This window comes from Paenibacillus lautus NBRC 15380 (assembly GCF_004000945.1).
GTDB lineage: Bacteria > Bacillota > Bacilli > Paenibacillales > Paenibacillaceae > Paenibacillus_AQ > Paenibacillus_AQ lautus.
This window is the reverse complement of the sequence record NZ_BIMF01000001.1, coordinates 599017-621473: the sequence shown is the minus strand read 5'-3', so window position 1 is coordinate 621473 and position 22457 is coordinate 599017. Positions and strand designations below refer to the sequence as shown.

Annotated in this window: 18 protein-coding genes and 1 pseudogene; all 19 read left to right on the top strand. The window is 43.5% G+C overall.

The window, feature by feature from the left end:
• Position 1 precedes the first annotated feature (1 nt).
• The 19 genes and pseudogenes from PLA01S_RS02700 to mazF all read left to right on the top strand — a co-directional run bounded on the left by PLA01S_RS02700 (position 2) and on the right by mazF (position 21886).
• Complete coding sequence (locus PLA01S_RS02700; RefSeq protein ID WP_127589936.1) at positions 2-2971, top strand: extracellular solute-binding protein; 2970 nt, start codon at positions 2-4, stop codon at positions 2969-2971.
• The gene (locus PLA01S_RS02695; protein WP_127589935.1) at positions 2961-3956 is read left to right on the top strand and encodes a carbohydrate ABC transporter permease; all 996 of its coding nucleotides are present in this window, start codon (positions 2961-2963) and stop codon (positions 3954-3956) included. Before PLA01S_RS02700 ends, PLA01S_RS02695 begins: the two co-directional genes overlap by 11 nt.
• Positions 3956-4870, top strand: a complete 915-nt coding sequence (locus tag PLA01S_RS02690; protein ID WP_127589934.1) for a carbohydrate ABC transporter permease — start codon at positions 3956-3958, stop codon at positions 4868-4870. Before PLA01S_RS02695 ends, PLA01S_RS02690 begins: the two co-directional genes overlap by 1 nt.
• A 24-nt stretch (positions 4871-4894) precedes the next feature.
• Positions 4895-7006 (top strand): YIP1 family protein, encoded by a 2112-nt coding sequence (locus PLA01S_RS02685; protein ID WP_127589933.1) that lies wholly within the window; start codon positions 4895-4897, stop codon positions 7004-7006.
• A complete protein-coding gene (locus tag PLA01S_RS02680) occupies positions 7006-9420 on the top strand; it encodes a DUF5696 domain-containing protein (RefSeq protein WP_127590097.1) in 2415 nt (804 codons plus the stop codon). Before PLA01S_RS02685 ends, PLA01S_RS02680 begins: the two co-directional genes overlap by 1 nt.
• Position 9421: 1 nt before the next feature.
• The gene (locus PLA01S_RS02675) at positions 9422-10291 is read left to right on the top strand and encodes a carbohydrate ABC transporter permease (protein ID WP_127589932.1); all 870 of its coding nucleotides are present in this window, start codon (positions 9422-9424) and stop codon (positions 10289-10291) included.
• 19 nt (positions 10292-10310) lie between these two features.
• The gene (locus tag PLA01S_RS02670) at positions 10311-11273 is read left to right on the top strand and encodes a carbohydrate ABC transporter permease (protein WP_127589931.1); all 963 of its coding nucleotides are present in this window, start codon (positions 10311-10313) and stop codon (positions 11271-11273) included.
• A gap of 116 nt (positions 11274-11389) precedes the next feature.
• Entirely contained in the window at positions 11390-12709 is a 1320-nt protein-coding gene (locus PLA01S_RS02665; protein WP_127589930.1) for an ABC transporter substrate-binding protein, read from the top strand.
• Between the two features lie 154 nt (positions 12710-12863).
• The gene (locus tag PLA01S_RS02660; RefSeq protein WP_127589929.1) at positions 12864-13784 is read left to right on the top strand and encodes an AraC family transcriptional regulator; all 921 of its coding nucleotides are present in this window, start codon (positions 12864-12866) and stop codon (positions 13782-13784) included.
• Between the two features lie 237 nt (positions 13785-14021).
• A complete protein-coding gene (locus PLA01S_RS02655; RefSeq protein ID WP_127589928.1) occupies positions 14022-15416 on the top strand; it encodes an ABC transporter substrate-binding protein in 1395 nt (464 codons plus the stop codon).
• A gap of 46 nt (positions 15417-15462) precedes the next feature.
• Positions 15463-16698, top strand: coding sequence for a family 16 glycosylhydrolase (locus tag PLA01S_RS02650; RefSeq protein ID WP_127589927.1), 1236 nt, complete (start codon positions 15463-15465; stop codon positions 16696-16698).
• Between the two features lie 300 nt (positions 16699-16998).
• A complete protein-coding gene (locus PLA01S_RS02640; protein ID WP_246059286.1) occupies positions 16999-17751 on the top strand; it encodes a superoxide dismutase family protein in 753 nt (250 codons plus the stop codon).
• Positions 17752-18332: 581 nt separating this feature from the next.
• Entirely contained in the window at positions 18333-18662 is a 330-nt protein-coding gene (locus PLA01S_RS02635) for a nucleoside triphosphate pyrophosphohydrolase (protein ID WP_127589925.1), read from the top strand.
• 395 nt (positions 18663-19057) lie between these two features.
• Positions 19058-20272, top strand: a complete 1215-nt coding sequence (locus PLA01S_RS02620) for an EndoU domain-containing protein (protein ID WP_127589923.1) — start codon at positions 19058-19060, stop codon at positions 20270-20272.
• A gap of 26 nt (positions 20273-20298) precedes the next feature.
• Positions 20299-20715 (top strand): hypothetical protein, encoded by a 417-nt coding sequence (locus tag PLA01S_RS02615; protein ID WP_076326516.1) that lies wholly within the window; start codon positions 20299-20301, stop codon positions 20713-20715.
• A gap of 16 nt (positions 20716-20731) precedes the next feature.
• A pseudogene (locus tag PLA01S_RS32975) lies at positions 20732-20869 on the top strand (DUF3320 domain-containing protein); the annotation flags it as partial.
• Positions 20870-20902: 33 nt separating this feature from the next.
• Complete coding sequence (locus tag PLA01S_RS02610; protein ID WP_246059285.1) at positions 20903-21205, top strand: hypothetical protein; 303 nt, start codon at positions 20903-20905, stop codon at positions 21203-21205.
• Positions 21206-21320: 115 nt separating this feature from the next.
• On the top strand, positions 21321-21551 hold the full coding sequence (locus PLA01S_RS02605; protein WP_071221400.1) for an AbrB/MazE/SpoVT family DNA-binding domain-containing protein: 231 nt from the start codon (positions 21321-21323) through the stop codon (positions 21549-21551).
• Positions 21545-21886, top strand: coding sequence for an endoribonuclease MazF (mazF, locus tag PLA01S_RS02600; protein WP_127589921.1), 342 nt, complete (start codon positions 21545-21547; stop codon positions 21884-21886). Before PLA01S_RS02605 ends, mazF begins: the two co-directional genes overlap by 7 nt.
• Positions 21887-22457: the final 571 nt, after the last annotated feature.

Below are 22457 nucleotides of genomic sequence, written 5' to 3'. Positions count from 1 at the left end.
AATGGTAAAGAGAAGTATTAAATTTCTTAACCGATTATTGCTCGTTATCTTATCCGTAGCCCTAATAGGCAGTCCGGTGTTACCAGGTAACGCACAAGGTGATTCCAAGATTGCAGAAACAAGTAGTCAGGATTCACTTACTCAAGATTTTACGAGTCATGAACCGTATTTTTATACGATTTCGAAAGAATGGGAACAGAAGAAGATCCCGATGGGCACGAAGGGGATTGAGATTGACGCCAAAGCCTATCATGCGAAATCGGATGATGCTGTTGTCTCTGTCGGTACCTATGAAGGTGAGAATGATGTTCTTCTATGGTCACAGCCTAAAGGCTGGGTAGAGTACAAAGTAAATGTAGATCAAGAAGGGATCTATGAGCTGGCTGCGGATTATCACCCGTTTCTTTCAAAAGATGGGACCGGACGCCAGTCGGTGATCATGAGTGTCCAGATCAACGGAGAATATCCGTTTCGTGAGGCACACTCGGTCTCCCTGGAACGACGATTTGCTGAAGTAAGACCTGAAAAATATGATGATGAAGGCAATCAACTTCGCTCTTTGATTGACGAAGAAGTGGGCTGGAAAACGACCTCCTTTCGGGATTCTGAAGGGTCCTATAGCAAACCGTTACAATGGCATTTGAACAAAGGCGAAAACACGATTCGCATGGAAACGATTCGTCAGTCGGTTGCGCTGAAATCATTTCGTTTAGAGGCCCCTGAAGCGATTGCTAATTATGAAGACGTGAAAAAATCGTATCCAGCGACTGCTGCGAGGGGTAGCAAGGAAGCCATTGTCATCGAGGGTGAACAGTTTAGTCTTAAAAACTCATCTTCGATTCAAACACAGTATGATCGGAGCCCTTTATCCCAGCCTAAGTCGCTCGATCTCGTTCGATTTAATACGATCGGTGGTACGGGATGGAACAAAGGCGGTCAGGCGATAATATGGGATTTCGAAGTTCCGGAAGATGGCTTATATAATCTGACATTCCGAGTAAAACAAAATTTACGTAAAAACGCTACGGTATTCCGAAATATATATATCGACGGTGAAATTCCTTTTAACGAAATGAAAAACGTTCCGTTTCCATATAACAGCGACTGGAAAAAGGTATCGCTTGCGAATACGGATGGGGAATCCTTTGATTTCTATTTCACCAAAGGAAAGCATTCGATCAAGATGGAAGCAACGATAGAGCCTTATATCCCCGTCATAGCTGACATCGATCAAATGTCGAAAGAGCTTCGAGATGTTTCCAGAGAGCTGCGTATTGCTACAGGGAATAGCAGTGATGCGTATCGCGTATGGAATATTGAAAAAGATATCCCGGGTATGACAAAGAGACTTGAAGTATTAAAGGATAGCCTCAACAAACTTACAGATCAAATGATCGCAATCAATAAGGTAAGAGACAATGTATCACAATCCTTTAAGTCCAGTGCGCGAGATTTAGAAGATTTATTGAAAGATCCGAATGAAATTCCTTATAGTCAGTTAACCATCGGAACGATGCAAGAGAAGATTGAAGCCCAGCGTGTGGACTTGATGAATACCCCGCTGCAAATGGATCGAATTTATGTAGCTGCCCCCGATACAAAACTGCCTAAAATAGAGGCGAACTGGTTCGAGAAATTATGGAACTCGATTGTTACCTTATTCTATTCCTTTACAAGCAAGAACCAGCTTGATCGGAATGCAGAAGATGAACTGAATATCTGGATGTTCAAAGGGCGCGATTACGTAGATGAGCTGCAGCAGCTTGCCAATGAGCGATTTACGCCAGAGCATGGTATTAAGGTAAATATCAATTTGGTCCAATCAGCAGATTTAGTGGTTCTCGGTAAAGCTGCCGGGATATTGCCTGATGTAGCAATTGGGGTGCAGAGTGCATCGATCTTTGATTATGCACTTCGTAATGCTATTTATGATTTTACGAAGTTCCCCGATTCGAAGGAACAGTTAGATCAATTTCATCCAGGAATTATGCAGCCTTACCGTTATGACGGTGGTGTGTATGGTATTCCGGAGACGAATAACTTTAACATTATGTTTTATCGCAAGGATATTATGGACCAGCTCGGCCTATCGATCCCGGATACTTGGGAAGATGTATACAAGATTTTGCCGACGTTATTGCAGAATGAAAGTAACTTCTACATCCCGCCGGATAACTTCTCATATTTGTTCTTCCAAAATAACGTGCAGTTGTATTCGGAGGACGGACTATCGAGTGCATTAAATGAACCGAAAGCTTTTGAAGTGTTCAAAGAGTGGACGGAAATGTTCAATGTGTACGGTATGGAACGACAAGTCAACAGTTTCTATCAACAGTTTAGAGACGGAACGATGCCTATCGGGATTTCAGATTTCAATACATACATGCAGCTGCTTGTCGCAGCACCGGAAATCATGAATGAATGGGCAATCGCTCCTATCCCTGGAACAAAGCAACCAGACGGTACCGTTGCAAGATGGGCTTCAGGCGGAGCACCGACGGCGAACGTTCTCTTTAATGATACGCCCACAGAGAAACGCGACCTAGCTTGGGATTTCCTTAAATGGTATATGTCCGAAGATATTCAAACCGAGTTTGGACTTAATCTGGAGCAATATCGCGGTGAAACATTCCGCTGGAATTCGGCTAATGTTCAGGCTTTTGCCAATATGCCTTGGAAGCAGGAGGATCTCAGCGTTATCTTGGAGCAATGGCGGTGGATGCAAGAATGGCCAAACGTACCGGGAGGATACATGACGACTCGCGAACTCGGTTTTGCTTGGAACAATGTAGCCATTGATCAAGTAAATCCAAGGATTGCCCTCGAGAAGGCGGTTAAAGAGATTAATCGGGAAATGAAGCGTAAACAGCAAGAATTCAATTATATCGATGAGAACGGGAACGTATTGAAGAAGATGGATCTCATCCGAATTACTGAACCTTGGAAAGGAGCGATTCTGAATGTCAGATAATGTACCAGCCCTTTCTGAAAAGATGAGCGGAGCTCCGACCAAGCCAGTGAAGATGAAAACCAGCATTTCGGAACGAATGAATTATTTGCTGAAAGAAATCTGGAAGTACCGCTTGTCTTACTTATTTATTTTACCGTTTATGGCGATGTTCATCATATTCATTCTGATCCCTGTTGTATCAGGTATTCTGCTAAGCTTCACCTACTTTAATGCCTTTGATTTTCCATCTTGGCGGGGCTGGCTTAACTACCAGAACCTATTCTCACAGGACATTATTTTCTTACAGTATGTATTGCCTAATTCATTTAAATTTGCCGTATTCGTAGGGCCGGTCGGTTATATTCTTGCCTTTTTATTAGCCTGGTTAATCGCTCAGCTGCCGAATACGATGCGCACTGGGTATGCACTCGCCATGTATGCACCTTCGTTGTCGGCAGGTATTGCGATGACAGTCGTATGGACCGTTATGTTTACCGGGGACCGATCGGGTTATATCAACAGCTTTTTAATTAAATGGGGAATTATTGAGAAGCCGGTTTTATTCTTACTCGATAAAGATTACTTGCTCAATATTATGATTGTTGTCTCGATTTGGTCTTCCATGGGTATCGGATTCTTGGCCATCTTGGCCGGTATCCTTAATGTGGATCGACAATTGTATGAGGCAGGAAGAATTGACGGTATATCGAGCCGTCTCCAAGAAGTGTGGTACATCACCATTCCAATGATGAAGCCGCAGATGATGTTCGCAGCCATTATGGCGATCGTTCATACGATTAAATCCGGTGGTATTGGGGTTCAATTGTCGGGTACGAACCCCACCCCGAATTATGCGGGTCAATTATTAATTGACCATATCAATGACTATGGATTTATTCGATTCGAGCTCGGTTACGCCAGTGCGATTTCCATCGTCGTTCTTCTGATGTGTTATGTGTTAAGTAAATTTTTCGGTCATTTATTCGCACCGAAGGAGGATGAATAATGCAAGAGGCACGGATGACTGCCATGCAGCGGAAATTAAAGATAAAGTGGAGCGATTTTGTATTAGCTCTGAGATTGATCGATCGAGCACAAATATGGATTGCCATCTGTCTCTTGCCGCTTGCCATTTTCATGCTCCTTCCGCTCATTTATTTGTTCAACCATGCATTTAAACCATTGCATGAGCTATTCATGTTCCCGCCTACATTTATTGTTAGGGAGCCGACAACAGGAAGTTTCACGGAACTGTTTGCCATGACGGAAAGCACCATTGTTCCGGTGTCCAGATATGTATTTAACAGTATTGTGGTTACCCTTTTGTCTAGCGTTGCCATGGTTATCACAGGAGCGATGTGTGCCTATCCTTTATCCAAGCATCCGTTCCCAGGTTCGAAGATTGTACTTGGTTTGATTATGCTGTCGTTGCTATTCGCAACAGAAGCTATTGCAATTCCGCGTTTTATCGTCATTCAAAGCTTAGGGATCATGAACACTTATCTGGGTCACGTGCTGCCCCTTGTTGCGATGCCAGTAGGCGTATTCCTATTAAAGCAGTTTATGGACCAAGTGCCCAACGAGCTGCTTGAAGCAGCGAAGATCGATGGCGCCAAAGAATTCACCATTTTTCTACGCATTGTTATGCCAATTGTTACGCCTGCCATTGCCACGATTACAATCCTTGCTTTTCAATCGGCATGGGGAAACTTAGAGACTTCAACGTTGTTCATGCAGGAAGATTCCATGAAGACATTGCCGTTTTACATGAGTACGTTAACATCCGGTTTAAGTAACTCGGTAGCTAGACAGGGAGCTGCGGCGGCAGGAGCGCTAATCATGTTTTTACCATCATTGCTAATCTTTTTGATCTTCCAGAGAAAAGTGATCACGACGATGGCGCATTCGGGGATCAAATAAGCAGAGGAATGGGGGAGGTGTACCATGCACAACAATCAAAGCAAATCGAAATATGTGCTTTGGCTAGTCTGCTTGATTGCCTTGACTGGATTCCCGATGAAAGCGAGCGCTGATGTTCCTTACCGAACCTTCACAGAAGATAGTTATGAACGTACGATCATGACTCAATCTGCTTATTCTCCGGTCGGCGTATTAGCGCAGGAAATTCCAGTAGTCAATGAGAAGGGTGAAGTAGAGTATACATCGCTGCAAAGACCTCAAGATCTATTCATAGCAGACAATGATGATATTTATATTGCAGATACGGATAATAATCGGATTGTTCATATGAATCAAGAAGGTGAACTCGTCCGTGTAATCACCTTACCAGAAAGCCCGCTAAATCAACCACAGGGTGTGTTTATTGCTGACAATGGCGATATTTACATTGCGGATACAGGGAATAAGCGGGTTGTTCACCTAGATAAGAATGCGAAATTATTGAACGAAATTGGCCGTCCTGAATCCCGATTTATTAATGAATCCTTCGTATATGAACCGACGAATATGGTTATCGATAAACGCGGTTTTATATATGTCGTATCCAAAGGAAGCTATCACGGGATCATCCAATTTACGCCTGAAGGGAAATTTGACCAGTTCTTCGGTACGAATAAAACAGAAGTCACGCTGATGGATATCATCCGCAGGCAGTTTTATTCGAAGGAGCAATTGAGTCGGCAAGTCCGATTGCTGCCTGTAACGATCCGGAATATCGATATTGATGGTCAAGGCTTCATCTATACGGTGTCCGGGTCCAAGACGGAGCAAGTCAAGAAATTAAACATTCGCGGTGAGAACATATGGAAAGAGATGGAGTTTAATAAAGGGTTATTCTCTTTCTCGACAGTAGATACGGATGAATTGATAGAGGAGCAACTTACGGATATTTCATTGGATCAGAATGGTAATGTAACGATTATTGATAAATCAAGGAACATTGTTTCTCAATATGATGCAAATGGAGAAATGCTGTTTTATTGGTCGGGTCGTTCTGCCCTAGGTAATTCACTGGTTGGCTTAACATCGGCACCTGTTGCAGTAGAAACCAATTCGAATAAACGTCTTTATATTTTGGATGAGGCGCTTAACCTCATTCAAGTATATGAACCGACAGAATTTGGAGCAGCGGTCCACGAAGCTTACAAGCTGATGCAGGAAGGCAAGTATGCAGAAGGGGAGCAATATTGGAACAAAGTACTGAAGTTGAATGCTCACTTCTCTCCAGCCTACAAGGGAATCGCGGAAGCCGCATTTTCCCGAGGTGAGTACGAGCGCGCTAGAGACTTGTTCAAGCTTGCAGGAGATGGCGAGGGATACTCGGATTCATTCTGGCAAATTCGTCTGCAGTGGTTCCAGAAAAATTTCTCAACCTTGGCGAACTGTGCTATTATAGCGGGCCTCTTATTATGGGTGTATATGAAGCTAAAGAGAAAGTTCAATTTCCAGATTATGCCGAAATCCACGAAGTTAAACAAGCAAACGTGGTTCCAGCAATTAAAGCATGTATTCTACATCTTGAAACATCCGATTGATGGGTTTGGTGATTTGAGATATTTGAACAAGGGCGGCTACATCAGTGCTTTCGTTATTCTCATATTAACGGTCGTCATGCTGCTGGTGAAATCATTCTATACGAGCTTTACATATAATCCAGTTCCGGTCTATGCCAAAGGTTCAACCTACATGCTCACGGTCTTCTTGGCCGTATGGTTCTCATGGGTGATATGTAACTATTTGGTAGGTTCCATCAAGCAAGGTGAAGCGCGGTTTAAAGATGTACTCGTTGGAAGCTGTTATTCCTTGTTCCCAGTTGTGTTACTCGGGATCCCGCTTGCTCTTATTTCGAACATCTTTACGCAAAGCGAAGCATCCATTTACGGCTCCATTGAGGTCGGTATGCTTTTGTGGAGCGGGTTATTATTCTTCTGGAACATTCAAGCGCTGCAAAACTACGGTGTTGGCGAAACGGTATTGAACATTGCACTTACGGTCATCACGATGACCATTATGTGGGTACTTGTGTTCATCTTAATCGGACTCACATCCGAATTTGGAAACTTTGTTTACACGATCTATCAGGAGGTGTCGATGTGATGCGCTTATTACGCTCCAAAAAACGATTAATGGTAGCTGTCATCTGCGTCTTATTCGCGTCGACGCTCGGCGGTTTCATGTTTGCTGCATCCGCTTCAACCGATAAGAAGCAGACCGAAACTCAAACTACAGCACAGACTGAAATAAAGACTGAAACTCAAACGGAGACAAAGACGGCACCTCAGACGAATACGACAAAGGCAGTAACCCCTGCGAAATCAAATGGAAAATTGCCGGATGAAACGAAGTTCCAAAGGATAGCGGAAAATGAGAAATTATTGCTTAAAGCGGATAAGTCCTCCGGTCATTTTACCGTAACAAGTAAAACAACAGGAGAAGTATGGCGCTCCTTTCCTAATCCGAAGGATTGGCAGGATAAGCTGAATACGGATGCATGGAAGGTGCATCTTGCTTCCCCCTTTATGTTCCGTTATGTAGAGTTTAATCTGCGTAAAGATTTGCTGAAGGAGACTAACTTCTATGCACAAAAAGGGGGAATAAGCCAGTTCGAAGTAACGGATCAGGGATTTAAAGTGATGTATGACATGCCGAATCTTGGCTTCATGATTCCTGTAGAAGTAAAGCTCGGCGAAGATTTCGTGGAAACGAAAGTGTTAGCTGAAGGTCTTGTGGATGAGAAAGTCATTCCGAAGGAAGAGCCGGCGGCAGCTACGGTTGATAAGGATGGTAAAGAAGTCAAGAAACCGAAGCCCAAGAAAGATCCTATGGCTCGCCTAGTATCCATTCGGTTGTTCCCTTTCTTGGGTGCCCAAACTTCGAATGATGAAGATGGATTTCTGTACATCCCAGACGGTCCGGGCGCGTTAATTGATTTCAGAGAACGTCGTGCGGGCACGCAGAACCTCTATACGGAGCGTGTTTACGGTGACGATTGGGCATACAGTAACCGCAATACCCTCTCTGATCGTAATCCGATTACCATGCCGGTATTCGGGATTAAATCGAATAAGCAAGCGCTTCTAGGAGTCATAACGGAAGGTGAAGAGTATGCGAATGTGGTAGCGGCCCCTTCGGGATCATTCAGTCAATTCAACTGGGTTGCACCAGAGTATCAATACCGGTTCAAGTTCTTCCAACCGACAGATACGAAGAAGCAGAATGGTTACTTGACGTATAGCAAGGAAATAACGAAGTCGGATCGTGCTACCCGTTATTATATGATCGAGGAGAAACACGAGGAAATTAGCTATGTTACATTAGCAGAGCGCTATCGGGATTTGTTGATGAAGGAGTCTGCGATGAAACCGTTAGAAGGTGAGCGAGCGAAGCTGCGGCTTCAGCTGCACTTCCTTGGCGGCGATACCGAAGACGGATTTTTGTGGGATTCCTATCTACCGTTAACAACCACGAAAGAGGCGGAAGGTATTGTCCAGGAGTTGTCTGCACTCGGTGTGGATAACATGGACATCACTTATCTCGGATGGCAGAACGATGGATACAGCAAGTTTGGCGGTGACTTCCCCGTTCCAGATAAACTTGGCGGTAACAAGGGAATGAAGAGATTTACCGATTTCGCTCATTCGAAGGGCTACACGGTTTATCTGGATGCCTCTTCCTATACGTATAACAGAGGCGGTAAAGATGGGTTTCGGAAGAATAGAGATGGCCTTCGTGATTTAGCTTCTTCTGTCATTGAATCGATGAATTGGGATAGCAGGCGGAAGACGTTTGTCAGTCCTCAATTTATGCAGGGTGTTATCGAAGGGGATTTTCAAGAAGCACAATCATTAGGAATCGATGGCTATGTATACGGTCAAGGAATCGGATCGTTCTTGAATACGGATTTTAATGAGAATTATCTAACAACAAGAGAACAATCGAAGGAAATTCAGAGCCAATTGTTCGAGAAGACAAAAGAAACGTTTGGCAGCGTAAAAGGGGAAAGTGGTAACGCATATACCTTCCCATATATCAGCCATATGGACAATATGGCGTCTAACTTCTCCTACGATTTGTTTGTCGATCGTGTGGTACCCTTTGCTCAAATTGCTCTCCACGGTCTGACAACATACTCGTTTGAGTATGCGAACTTGAGTGATGACTATGCGAACAATTTCTTAAAGGGAATTGAATACGGCGCAGTACCGTCATTTGTCGTGACGAATGCTCCATCACAGGAGCTGCTTAAATCACTTTCTCTGCATGAGTTCTATAGCACAAACTACAAAGACTGGCTTGATGAGATCGTGTCCCAGTATCAAAAATACGAAGAGGCGCTTGGCGATGTGCAGAACGAGTTCATTACGGGTCATCGTGAAATCATAAGCGGTGTATTCGAAACAACATATAGTAACGGGAAACAAGTCATCGTTAATTATAACGATAAAGAGGTTCGTGTGGACAATGTTGTTGTGAAAGCTAAAGATTATCTCGTAAGCAAAGGAGGTGCGTAATATGGCCCCAAAGCGAATACTTTCTGCTAAGAGATCTCGAAAGCTGGAAGGGTCGTTATTTATTGCACCGTGGTTGATCGGGTTCATCGCTTTTTTAGGATTTCCGCTGGTCTTCTCACTCTTTATGAGCTTTCACACGGTAAAAATATTACCGAAAAAAATTGTGTACGACTTTGTTGGCGTTAAATATTACCGTGAGATCTTGTTTAACAGCTCGGACCTATACGATAAGTTAATTCCATATTTTCAAGAAGTCGTCATCATGATCCCGGTTATCGTCATATTCGCCTTGATGATCTCCATCATGCTTAACCAAAAGCTGCCCGGACGATTTGTATTCCGTGCCATCTTCTTCTTACCGGTTATCTTCTCTACGGGTGCTGTGCTGATGTCATTTATTAATCAAGGGGAAGGCAATCTGGGATTCCTTGAACGATTTAATATTGGCGGTTACATGGATATGTTCCTTGGGGATAGCTCCTGGGCGAAACCCGTAAAGACCGTATTGAATCAGTTTGTCCTCGTTTTATGGTATTCCGGGGTGCAAATTCTGCTCTTTATTGCAGGGCTGCAGACCATTTCAACTTCTGCGTATGAATCAGCTCGAATCGATGGTGCGACACCGTGGGAAGTATTTTGGAAAATAACCCTCCCGGCGATGTCACCTTTTATCCTTCTGAACTTAATTTATACCGTTGTAGATATGTTTACGTTCCCGTCCAATCCTGTGATTAGTTTGATTAATACAGGGAATTACGGATTTAACAGTGCACTGGCATGGATTTACTTTGCTATTATTCTTGTATTCTTGGGGATTGTCATTCTCATCTACAGTAGAATTAACCGGGAAAATGCCGGAGTACGTCGTTAGTTAGGAAGGGAGGCAGAACATGAAGGTTGAAATAGCGACGCGTGTGAAACAAAAGTTCACGACGAAACGTGGATTACGGCAAGTGAAGTATACGATTCTAGGTCGAGAGATGAATCAAGGGCTGTTATTTAAACTAGTCTTGTACGGAATATTCATCGTAACCTCCTATGTGTATATGAACCCGATATTAAAAATGCTCGTGAAGATGGTCATGAGTGCCAAGGACTTAATTGATCCAACCGTGACGTGGATTCCGTCTTCCGTATACTTAGGTCATGTGTTCGAAGCATGGAAGCTTCTAGATTATCCGAAGTCTCTCTCAATCAGTATACTGATTGCGATTTCGACTGCTGTGCTGCATTGTATTTCGTGTGGGCTAGCGGGCTATGCCTTGGCAAGGCTCGATGTCCCCTTCAAGAAGACGATTCTATTCCTCGTCTTCTTGGCATTCATTATTCCGCCTCAAGTTGTTATTTTGCCTACGATTATGGTGTATACGAAGCTTGGGTTGAATGGTCATTTATTAACCTTAATATTGCCTTCTATTTTTGGGTTCGGTGTCAAGGGTGCACTCTTTGTCATCATTTTCCGTCAGTTCTTCTCCACGCAGCCTAAAGCATTGGAAGAAGCGGCACGGATCGATGGCGCTAGTGCTTTGAGGTTTTATGTACGTGTTATGTTCCCTTTGGCCAGGCCTGCCATTCTCGTCGTCCTGTTGTTCTCGTTCGTCTGGACTTGGAATGACACGTACTACCCTAGAATGTTCCTGGGTTCAAGCGGCGATATGCCGTTAGCACTGAAAATGTCATTTATCGATAGTCAGTTGACGACGTTTATTACGAATGGAGGACTGCCGGAATATCTAGCTGAACCGATCAAAATGGGTGCAAGCTTCCTGGTTATATTGCCTCCGCTGATTCTTTACCTCGTTGCCCAGCGTTACTTTGTTGAGAGTGTTGAACGTACAGGTTTGGTCGAATAGACCTGGGTCAATCATTTGGGATAATACAGGAGGATTATGAATGAAGAGAAAATCGATTTTTCTAATCATTACTTTTGTATTCATGCTAACCACATTACTTTCGGGTTGTACCGGCAATGACCCGGTCATCCGAAGCGAAGCCTGCTGGGACTAACGAAGAAGCTGCACAGGAAGAAGAAGTGGATTGGACGAGTAAAGCCGTGACGGATTTCAGCGAGGAGACAACGATCACCATTCAACATGAATGGGGCTTAGAGCAGATTGCTCCTCTCATGCAGCCCATTGAAGATAAGCTCAAAGCAGAAGGTAAGAATATCACCATTAAATGGATTCAAGGTGATTCCACTTCGGAAGCATTGCAAGAATTGAACGCTAGTGGTGTCGTCCCGGATATTATTTACAGCTCCAAAGGAATTGATGGTTTAAAAGAGCTGGATATGGTTGAGCCCATTGATGACTTCATGAAGATATACGATATGGATGAAACCAGTATCAATCCATCTGTAATATCCCTGTTCCGCTCCTACGATGAAAAAGGTTCAATGGTAGGTGTACCTACGTTTGCTGACACCATTACGTTATTTTATAATAAAGAGATTTTCGATATGTTTGGCGTTCCTTACCCGACAGACCATATGACATGGGATGAAACCTTTGAGTTAGCTAAGAAGTTGACCGGAGAACGAAATGGCGTAAACTACCGTGGCCTGGAGATGGGCTATACGAACAGCCTGACGAGCGAAGCGCTCGCACCTCTTAAAGAAATTATTACGAATGTCGTGGATCCTGAAACGGATGAGGTATTACTTACGAAGGAGCCGGCAGTCACAAGATACTTCGAATTGATGAAAAAGTTCTATAGCATACCAGGGATATATGAACGTGATCCGGACAAACAAGCAAGCTTCTTTGCCGGTGGAACGGCTGCAATGTTAGTGTCTTGGCCGACATACATGGAATGGGGAATTCCTGAAACTATTCGACCGAATGTAGATTCGGTTCTCATGCCAATCTGGGGAGGGGAAGATCAGTTAGCGACACCAACGCAAGCTCATATGTATGTATTGAATAAATACAGTGAGCAAAAAGATGCAGCTTTCCAGTGGATGAAGGAAGTCGTTGCGGAAGATATGCAGATGAAATTCTCCGCTGCAGGGTATCCAACGGTATTGAAGAGTCCGGATGTTATCGCGGCATTCGGTAGCGAAAAGGATATTTACGAAGGCAAAAATGTAAAAGCGTACTTTCCGGAAAACGCAAGAGTCATTGAAGGTAGAAAATCGCAGTATCAACGGTTAGCTGAAGGTATGATTACCGAGAAACTGAAGGACTTCGCGAACTCGGATATGAATGTCGCCGAATTTTTGCGGAAGCTGGAAGAAGAAATGACGATTAAGATCAAGGAAGAGAAACAAAAGAAAGACCAAGGTCAATAAGAACCTCTGGACGCCTGCATAAGTATTTGTTAAGAACCTGAGGTCATCGTCTCAGGTTCTTGGCGCTATAAAGCTTTGCGCACTTGTTGGACTATTTTGCTGATTAAATCTTCACACTATCTCTATGGGTATTCGTGTATTGTAAAAACAGGGGATGAATCAGTCAAAAAGTGGGGAAGGTGAATTCTCGATGTATGATAAGCTTCCAGTCCTGAATCCAGAGGAAACGATTCCGATATTGCAGGATCAATTCTATTATCCACCTTATATTACGCTTGCCCATATGTACAAACCTCCAACGGGGTGGTTTATGATACCTCAGCAGATTAGTCAATATCAGCTTCTATATGGAGTCGATGGGAAGGCGGATAATATTATGAATGGCATTAAGTGTCCGCTCGGAAAGGGGGATATTTACATCATTCGCCCCGGTGCTGTTCGATCATTGCAACCATCTAAACATGATCCATATGTAGGAATAACCATTTCATTTCATTTTGGACTGTCAAAGTCGCCAATAGAATTCATGTTTGGTAAAGACTACATTAAGGGGAGCGATCCAGATGGATCGTTACTAGGCAAACTAATCCCCTTAATCCAGGCCATCCAGCAGCATTCGTTGACAAGTAATATGCTTGCCCAAGGACTGTTGTTACAAATATTATATGATTTGGCTAATAACCATCCGGTTGATGGAACAGCGAAGCAAACCACAAAAATCAATGCAAAGATGGTGAAAATCTGTAATTACATTAAAGAAAATTATAGTACGACGATTCGTTTGGATACGCTAAGTGAGATGACGGGGCTGAGCAGAAACTATATCATACGGCAATTTCGCAAGTGTTACGGTATGACGCCGTCTGATTATCTGGCTACGATTCGCATAGAGAAGGCGAAGCAGCTCGCACTTGAAACCGATCTTTCGATCAGCGAGATTGCGAACCAGGTCGGATATACGGAGCTGCACTCATTTAGTCGGATGTTCAAAAAACGAATGGGAATCAGCCTAAGTCAGTTTAATGCAACGCTTATTTCGTCACTCGATATCGTCTCCCCCCTAGAAGGATCTTAGGGGGTTATTTTTGTTATAAAAGTGTTACTCTGGGCTAAATACTTCCAAGGATTAGCCGAGTAAACTATGAATTAAAGACCGGATTGAAAACGCTTCCGAAGGGTGGAGAATCGTTCAAGTTGATTCTGGATTAGCTTGTTCAAAGGTAGGAAATCCGGATCGAATGGCTCTTGCATTTATTTAATCCATTATTTTCGCATCGGTATTATGAGTTAATGAAAATGGGAGGGTTTATGTATGAGAAGAAATGGTCAAAAAAGTCTAGGCCTGCTGTTCATGTTGTGTCTATTGTTCATGTTCGTTCTGGGAGCATGTTCATCAGGAGGAAGCGGTGAAGTAACAAGGGATAAGCCAGATACAACCGAATCCACCGAAAGAACGAATGCGAACACGGAAGAACCAGCGGAGGAACCTGAACCTGTAGAAGTGAAGCAATTCTCGAATGAACCCGTTACGTTAAAGGTAGCAACCCAATGGGGGGAAGAAAATTTCCAGAACAATTTTGTTCAAGATATGAAGGAGCTGGTTCCCCATATTACATTTGAATATGTGGATTGGAATGGAACGGCTGAAGGGATCCAGGAGATTAACAGCGCAGGGACGGTGGTGGACTTACTAACGCCCAACCTGGGGGTGGATGTGCTGCTCGATCTTGATATGGTACAGCCGCTGGATGAGATGGTAAAAGAGTATGGGATCGATTTGAGCACAGTGGACCCGTCGTTTATTGCTCTGATTCGCTCCCAAGACCCTGAAGGACGGCTGATCGGATTGACCGGCAATGGAGGGATTTATGGTCTCTTCTACAATAAAGAAGTATTCGACCTGTTTGGTGTTCCTTATCCAACTGACAACATGACTTGGGATGAAATCATCGACCTCGCTAAGAAAACGACAGGTACCCGCGATGGAAATCAATACGTAGGATTGGAGTTCGGCTCGGATACGGTGGATGCTGCACTGTTACAGTTATCCACAACATTGACGGATCCGGACACGGGGGAGGTGTTATTGTCCAAAGATCCGAAGTTTACGAAGTATATGGAACTCATGAAGAAAATTTATAGTATTCCAGGCATCTACAATCCGGAAGAACCAGATAAGTTTATGCAAAAAACAGCTGCAATGGAAATCAACTGGCATGGTTTCCTGACTTGGTTCGGAGGGGAGACCCCGGAGGAAAGAGCAGAATTTAAGAAAAACATGGACATTCTGCCGGTACCATCCTGGCCTGACATCCCAGATACAGCTCCAGCCGTTCATACGGCACCTACCGTAATTAACCCGTATAGCGAGAATAAAGAAGCAGCGCTGCAAGTCCTTCAAGCGATTATTTCCATCGAGAATCAAACGAAGGCTACAAGAAAAGGCACAATCCCGGCTACATCCGATGTGGAAATTCGCAAACAGTTTGGTGCCGACAATCCAGATCATCAAGGTAAAAATGTAATGGCGATGTTCCAGAATCAGTTTGCGCTACCTCCTGCTAGAGCAAGTGTGTGGGATAAATACGTTGATTTGAATGGGGCTATGCAGAAGTTTGCGACCTCGGACATGAACATCCCGGAGTTTATCCGTGTGCTGGAAGAGGAATCTGCGATCAAGATTAAAGATGCTATGAATAAACAGTAAGAGAGTTTCAGACAAAATGGATGCACGGAATAGGAGCGAGTAAATCATGACAGATATGTTGCATAAGGAAGGCTGGACCCTCGTATTTCATGAAGAGTTTGATGGCCCAACGCTCGATCAGACGAAGTTCTCACCCTACGGTTTATCCCATTGGAAGACGTTAGAGGAAGCAGAGGCGACCTATCAATTCCGGGATAGTTGTATCGTGTTACAACTGCCTGATGAGCATAAGCGTGTATCCGCTATTGTTACGGGAATGCGAGATGGACTACACCGCTACGGTGATAATCTCGGGCTAAACCATCATGATCGTGCCTTCATGAACCTTGTGACGAAATATGGTTACTTTGAGCTACGTGCGAAGGTGGCGAAAGGGAGCGGGCTTAATTCAGCTTGGTGGATGATCGGGTTCGAAAATGAGAAAGAGCAAAATGCTGAAGTCGACATTTTTGAATTGTTAGGCAAAGATACGCGTTTACTGAATACGACCCTTCATTCCTTGCGTGATACGAAATTGAAGTATGCCCATATTCCGTATCGAACGGATGTGGACTTATCTGAAGATTTTCACGTATACGGCTTTGAGTGGGATGAATCCGGTATGAGATTCTATCTGGATCATGAGCTATATTGGGAAGTTGATCAGTCACCGGATTATCCGATGGTTACCTTGCTCCAGATTAATGATGGGGATGGAGGATGGATTGGCGATCTGGATCGATCGATTCCGTATCCGAAGGAATTCCTTGTTGATTATTTAAGGGTATATAAGCGCGAGGGGATGCCCATGGAGCTCATTCCGCTCGAAGGAACGGAAGGCAATCTCGCCCGGTTTGCCATTAGCGGAGTAGGTAACGATATTACCTGGGGAGATTTGTACAACGCACAATCGCATATTTGTTATATCAATGACGGCGATCCGAATACCGCTCTAATCAGCAAACCGGAAGAGTCATTACCTCACTATATTTATTTGGATTGGATGGAACCGAAAGTATTGGATACGGTATCGTTAACGACACGAGCTGGATTGAAGCAAGGTCCGACACAGTGGGATATTGAAGTATCTTCTGATGGTCTAACCGATTGGCGTAAAGTGGGGGAGTCAGGGCAGGTCGCATGGAGCCATCGTGAGGATGAGACAGAAACGCAAGAAATCACGCTTACACAAGAAGAGCGTGCGAAGTCGATTCGAATTGTGATTCAAGCATTCAATGGGAGCCAAGAATCTGGATCGTATCTAATCCAGGATATAGCTGTCTATTTGAGCTCAAAGGCGTAATGGATCAGAGCTGAATGCGTGGAAATTCTATGTGAAGGACGATGTGTTGATCGTGTTTGAACTCGACGTATCCGAAGCGGAGACGGATGAACTGTTGGCTGTATACATGGCCGGTAGGAAATGGATGGATGGCGTAAACTGAAGCAGTCGTAGTTACCTCATTGTAGTTTATTTATCACTTTACATGTCTTTGGAATCAATGATCAACGCCGAAAGCCCCAATCCCATAAAATGGCATTTGAGACGTATAAAATCAGGGTATTGGGAGATGAAGGAATACCATCATCAGGAGGCGATGAAGTGACAAAGAAGACCTACACGTTGAAACATATGGCCGGAGCATTTCTTGCTGGTGCCATGCTGTTTTCAGGATTTTCGCTGGCTGCTGCGAATCCCGAAGAAGCCGTAGATGCGATTAAACACACGACGTCTAAAATAACCTACTACGTCAACGGCAAGGACCAATCTACACCTGCCGGTCAATTCATGAACCAAGGGACGGCGGCTCCGGATTCCATTATTCATAACGGCACGACCTATGTGCCTGTTCGCATGGTTTCTGATCTGGTTGGCCAGCCCGTGTATTGGGAGCAGGCTTCCAGGACGATCTCTTTGGGGCTTCCTGTAGTCAAGCTGTACAATGCGGCGGGTGAGACTGTTGGTTCCGCTACCTTGGAGCAGATCAATGACGGGGTGAAGGTAAAGATTACCGCATCTGGCCTCACACCAGGCAAGCATGGATTCCATGTGCATGAGAATGCGATCCAAGATGGGGATTTTAAATCTGCTGGTGGACATTTTAATCCGACCGACAAGCATCATGGCCTTGAGCATCCGCAAGGAAGCCATGTCGGCGACATGCCGAACCTGGTCGTAGGCGCAGACGGAAACGTGGAAGCGGAGCTGATCATTCAGCATGGAACCCTTGAAAAGGACCAGCCGAACTCGGTGTTGGGGCGCTCGCTGATCATTCATGCCGGCGAAGATGATGGCGTAACCGATCCAGCGGGTAATTCCGGCGACCGTGTGGCTGGCGGGAATATTCCGGAGTAATCTGGCAAGTTGCAGCGCCTGCGGTTTGCAATATATGAAATTCAGTAAAACGCATCTCCACAGGGAGGTGCGTTTTTTTGTTGGCTGTGCAACGAAGGTGATAGAAGGAACTGGTGGAGTAGTTTATGTAAGGTGTAATCTTGGTGGATACGTCGTTAACGTTGACTGCCATACTGTAGAGGGATCATCGATGTTCCGGTTTGGATCAGAACAGGTATACGGATTTTACCGTTGGGTTGTCCATGATTTAGAGTTTTTGATGGTTTTGGCCTTTCCGTTATTCGGACCGTTGTTGCTTTTTGCGGATATGCCGTAGAGGGTTAGTTAATTCTAATATCCAAGTACTCAGGAGTTTAGTAGTTTGGAGCAGACCACTAATTATAGTTGAAAAAAGACCGTAGATGTACAATGTAGGGACCCATTAGAATTGGCAATTTCGCATTAATTAAGTATCTATCTGACAGTTGCGGTGATTGTAAAAAAGAACTCTCTTCTAGCTATTACTTCGTATAACGTTAGGAATGCTTCTTTGATATGATACAATGTAAATACATAATTAACCATGTAAAGGATGAGAATCTATGCCGGTTTACAACAAGCTAGTTCGGGATATGATTCCCCAAGTCATTGAATCTACAGGCAAAGAATTTCGCACACGGATCTTGGATGAGGAAGAGTATAAGAAAGAATTGATCATAAAGCTGAAAGAAGAGTCGGAAGAGTACTTTGCCGCTGAAAGTTCAAAGGAGTCATTGGAAGAACTTGCAGATATGCTTGAGGTGATCCGGGCATTGGCGGTGGTACATGGAGCAACATGGGAAGAGCTTGAAGCCTTGAGAGAGAAGAAGGCGGAAGCTCGAGGCGGATTCCAAGAACGGGTGTATCTAATCGATGTTGACGACAACGCTTAATGTCAAACTGATTACGGAAAACTTAGCAGACGATTTAATCACCGGGATGCAGAATGCTTCCGGAATCTATATTATGACTTCCTTCGTTATGCAATCAGGGGGGCGTTTATTGGCTCCCCATTTGAAAAGTGCGATCGAACGGGGACACCAGCAGAGACGCTGAACGATTGAACATTCAATTAATTAACGGGATCGCGCTCAAGAATAAGTTGATGCCTGGAGAAAGAAGAAACGGATCGGATAAATCATTAATACATAAGAATGGCGATGCATTTACATGAAGCGCCCTTGCAAGTGCATTAATCGTTAGCAACGTAGGCGCTTTTTTAACTTTCTCAATTTCAGTTATTTGCATTTGAGTATAATCTGTTTAGCAAATAGTGGAGTGATATAAAATGCCCAAAATCCAGGTTCCACCCGAGTTGCTGATTCAAGTCGCTGAGAAGTTCCGTATAGAGTCCCTGCAAATGGAATGGAGAATAAGTTCACTGGACCATCAAATGGATACCATGCTGATGTGGGAGGGAACGACGCGGCAGCGTTTTTTTGAAGATTTTCATAGAGCCCGCAGCGAAATGACCCAGACGATTGAATATATGAGATCAATTAGTGATGAATTAAAACGCATTGCTTATAGATTTATATTAGTAGATGAGGAACTATTACCTCTTGCTCTGGTAGGCAGCAAAGAGGAGCCCAAGACTTGGCTTGAAGAGGCCTGGGGCGGCTTGAAAGAATTAGGAAACGGAATAATGGCTGCTTCTAACGAGAGATATGATAAACGGTATTCTTCGGTGTGGAGCTTTTTGGATTACTGGACAGCTGGCATACCCAAAGGTGCTTACCAAGGTTATGTGGAAAGAGCTGATAAGCTTTTTGATTCCCCGAATGACTTCGCCAATGGTATGACCTTTGGAGTACATGGAACTATTAGAGAAGCCATTTTTCCTACAAATGCATGGTCTACAGAACATGTTGCTAGTATCATTGGAGCAGCAGGAATTGCTACGGGTGCAACAGTACCTCTTATGAAACCGAAAGATATATTGAGTCCATCTGTTAAATATGAAGTTAGAAAAGGTAATGATGGCTTGAAGCATGATTCGAGTGGAGATGGAGGAGGAACGCCGAAGAAAGCTGAGGGGCCAGGTGAGGTTGGTAAAGTTATACCAACAAACAGTACTGTTATTAGTCCAGAAATGAAAGATAAGATATTGGAGGGACAACGCAAAAACCCAAATAAGAATGACTTAATTGGTGGGCATTCTCCTGAAATCACTAACCGTAATCCAAATTATGCAGTTGAAGAGATCTCGATTAACCCTGATGGTACGAGAAAAGTAAGGTTTACCACACAATTCCTAGATGGAAATCTTTCTAAAATTAAAACAAGTACACTCTTTCCAGAGTCTTGGACTGAAGAACAAATTCTAAATAGCATAACTAATGTTGGTAATGCACCAGCTATTTCTACCAGGTTAAGAGATGGGGCAACTTGGCATAGAGCTATTGTTAATGGTGTTGAAATTGATGTAATTAAAGCTGGTGAAAATGTGACCAGTGGCTATCCAACAGGAACAGTAAATGCATCTCGCCCAGCAGGTTTTTAATTCAACATTAAATGGAGGCAATGTATATGTATAAAGAACTAGATAACCTATTATCTGCGGATACAACAGTAGATTCGTGGTACGATGATGGCTGTGTCATTGCAAACGAGATCCTTGCAGAATTTAGTCCAAGTGATTGGGATGAATTATCTAATCAAGTACTAAGTAAACCAGTAGAATGGCAAAGAAAATTGGCATATTGTTTAGATAATGAGTGCAATATGTATGAACTTAACATTTTAATAGCATTGCTGAGCACTAATGATGTTGAGTTGTTCGAGATATGCATTGACACACTAAGAAGTTTTACAAATCAAGATAGTAAGAAAATGATATTAGATAATCCCATAATAATACAACGTGTTAATAGCATTTTATCGCAAACTTCGAGCTTACCAGTGAAAAATATGCTTCAAGATTTTCTTTCAAAAATACATTCGTAATTTTGCGCTCTATACCTTGATTGAATCCACTTTTCCAGAATCGACGGAGATCATTTTGGGACAGATCCGAAAAGTCATTCAAGAAGAAGGACCTATTAGCCGGAGCTTACTTACAAAACGTATTTTACAGGCATGGGGCATTACCCGACTTGGGGCACGATTGGATCAAAGGTTTACAGAATTGTTAATGAAGATACAACCTGAACCTACGGAAGTGGACAGAATGACCTTCTTCTGGCCAGAGAGAATAAAACCATCCGAGTATGGCATTTACAGGGTATCCACAGATGACGCCCAGCGGCGAATGGCCGAGGATTTACCGCCGAAAGAAGTAGCGGTTGCCGTGAAATCCATTCTGTCTTCTCAAATTAGTCTTCCTTATGATGAGTTAATGAAACAAGTGGTTAAGGCGCTCGGATACGCTAGATCCGGCAGTGCTCTGGAGAAGTCGATTAAATCGGGGATTTATCAGCGGGTGGTTGTGAAGTAGAGCAAGTCTAATCGATCATGGATTACTAAAAAACTCGCCGAAAGGTCAATAATTTGACTCCATCCCAGAATATGTTTATACTTTGTATAAACATTAGTTAGTGTGGGGTGATAGTATGTCACAAGTTCAAAAATGGGGTAACAGTTTAGGTATTCGTATCCCCAAGACTCTGGCCATGGAGGTAGGACTTGAGGAAGGCTCGGAAATCGATCTTGACGTTGAAGATGGCCATCTCGTCATCAAGCCACGGACCAATAAACTGGAAGATCTACTTTCGAAAATAACGCCTGATAATATCCATTCCGAGGTTCAAACGGGTGATCCGCAAGGACGTGAGTCATGGTAATAGAAAATTACATTCCTGATCGCGGCGACTTGGTATGGCTTCAGTTTAATCCCCAATCTGGCCATGAGCAGTCGGGAAAACGTCCAGCTCTTGTGCTCTCACCTGGGACGTATAATGGAAAAGTCGGCTTAGCCTTATTCTGTCCTGTAACTTCCAAGGCTAAGGGTTACCCATTCGAGGTGATTATTCCACAGGATTTACCGATCGAAGGGGTTATTCTTTCTGATCAAATCAAGAGCCTCGATTGGCAATCTCGCCAAGTCAAGTTTATTTGCAGAGTTCCAAAGGAGACCTTGGATGAGGTTTGGAGTAGGGTCGATTTGTTGATTCACTAACCGTACATTATTATATAAGCCGCTCCTTCGTATCGGATTTGTTGGAGCGGTTTTTCCCTATGAAATACTTTTAGGTACATATGCATGATTATAAATCGATTTCAGGAAATCAAGAAATAATATATCGAACAGCATCTCCTGAAGAAAGGCGAGGTGTTGGACTGGAGCAACAGGAATTTCAGACGAACATGATGAATCTGATTAGAGAGCAGATGAACTTCTTCTTCAAATATCCAGCCTGCTAGAATTGACCTACCAATCTTATCACTCCGTTTTAAAATATAGGACCTAAAGACAAGGACAAATAATTCTTTTCTAAACATTTTCAGTGCAACCAAGGGCGAGAAATTGAAGGATAGCTTAAACCATCTATTCGCCCCCTTTTTTACGGTATGTCATGTCCGTGACTCCCTACATCCTCCCACCTATAATAATGGTCATATGACTGAAAATCTCGCTCGTAATAAAGTCCCGTATCTAACTGAGAAAAAGATCCTAGTTTTAAGTGACATAGCAAGGCCTTGAGAACCTTTTCCATATAATTCAAGTAGAGTAAAATATTTAAGTTAGC

What these genes read in the sequence shown, in the direction of transcription:
- PLA01S_RS02650 (WP_127589927.1), top strand. Translation starts at nt 15,463, where the DNA reads ATGACAGATATGTTGCATAAGGAAGGCTGGACCCTCGTATTTCATGAA.
- PLA01S_RS02670 (WP_127589931.1), top strand. Translation starts at nt 10,311, where the DNA reads ATGAAGGTTGAAATAGCGACGCGTGTGAAACAAAAGTTCACGACGAAA.
- PLA01S_RS02665 (WP_127589930.1), top strand. Translation starts at nt 11,390, where the DNA reads ATGACCCGGTCATCCGAAGCGAAGCCTGCTGGGACTAACGAAGAAGCT.
- PLA01S_RS02620 (WP_127589923.1), top strand. Translation starts at nt 19,058, where the DNA reads ATGCCCAAAATCCAGGTTCCACCCGAGTTGCTGATTCAAGTCGCTGAG.
- PLA01S_RS02700 (WP_127589936.1), top strand. Translation starts at nt 2, where the DNA reads ATGGTAAAGAGAAGTATTAAATTTCTTAACCGATTATTGCTCGTTATC.
- PLA01S_RS02660 (WP_127589929.1), top strand. Translation starts at nt 12,864, where the DNA reads ATGAATCAGTCAAAAAGTGGGGAAGGTGAATTCTCGATGTATGATAAG.
- PLA01S_RS02685 (WP_127589933.1), top strand. Translation starts at nt 4,895, where the DNA reads ATGCACAACAATCAAAGCAAATCGAAATATGTGCTTTGGCTAGTCTGC.
- PLA01S_RS02680 (WP_127590097.1), top strand. Translation starts at nt 7,006, where the DNA reads ATGCGCTTATTACGCTCCAAAAAACGATTAATGGTAGCTGTCATCTGC.
- PLA01S_RS02610 (WP_246059285.1), top strand. Translation starts at nt 20,903, where the DNA reads ATGAAGATACAACCTGAACCTACGGAAGTGGACAGAATGACCTTCTTC.
- PLA01S_RS02605 (WP_071221400.1), top strand. Translation starts at nt 21,321, where the DNA reads ATGTCACAAGTTCAAAAATGGGGTAACAGTTTAGGTATTCGTATCCCC.
- PLA01S_RS02655 (WP_127589928.1), top strand. Translation starts at nt 14,022, where the DNA reads ATGAGAAGAAATGGTCAAAAAAGTCTAGGCCTGCTGTTCATGTTGTGT.
- PLA01S_RS02675 (WP_127589932.1), top strand. Translation starts at nt 9,422, where the DNA reads ATGGCCCCAAAGCGAATACTTTCTGCTAAGAGATCTCGAAAGCTGGAA.
- PLA01S_RS02695 (WP_127589935.1), top strand. Translation starts at nt 2,961, where the DNA reads ATGTCAGATAATGTACCAGCCCTTTCTGAAAAGATGAGCGGAGCTCCG.
- mazF (WP_127589921.1), top strand. Translation starts at nt 21,545, where the DNA reads ATGGTAATAGAAAATTACATTCCTGATCGCGGCGACTTGGTATGGCTT.
- PLA01S_RS02635 (WP_127589925.1), top strand. Translation starts at nt 18,333, where the DNA reads ATGCCGGTTTACAACAAGCTAGTTCGGGATATGATTCCCCAAGTCATT.
- PLA01S_RS02690 (WP_127589934.1), top strand. Translation starts at nt 3,956, where the DNA reads ATGCAAGAGGCACGGATGACTGCCATGCAGCGGAAATTAAAGATAAAG.
- PLA01S_RS02615 (WP_076326516.1), top strand. Translation starts at nt 20,299, where the DNA reads ATGTATAAAGAACTAGATAACCTATTATCTGCGGATACAACAGTAGAT.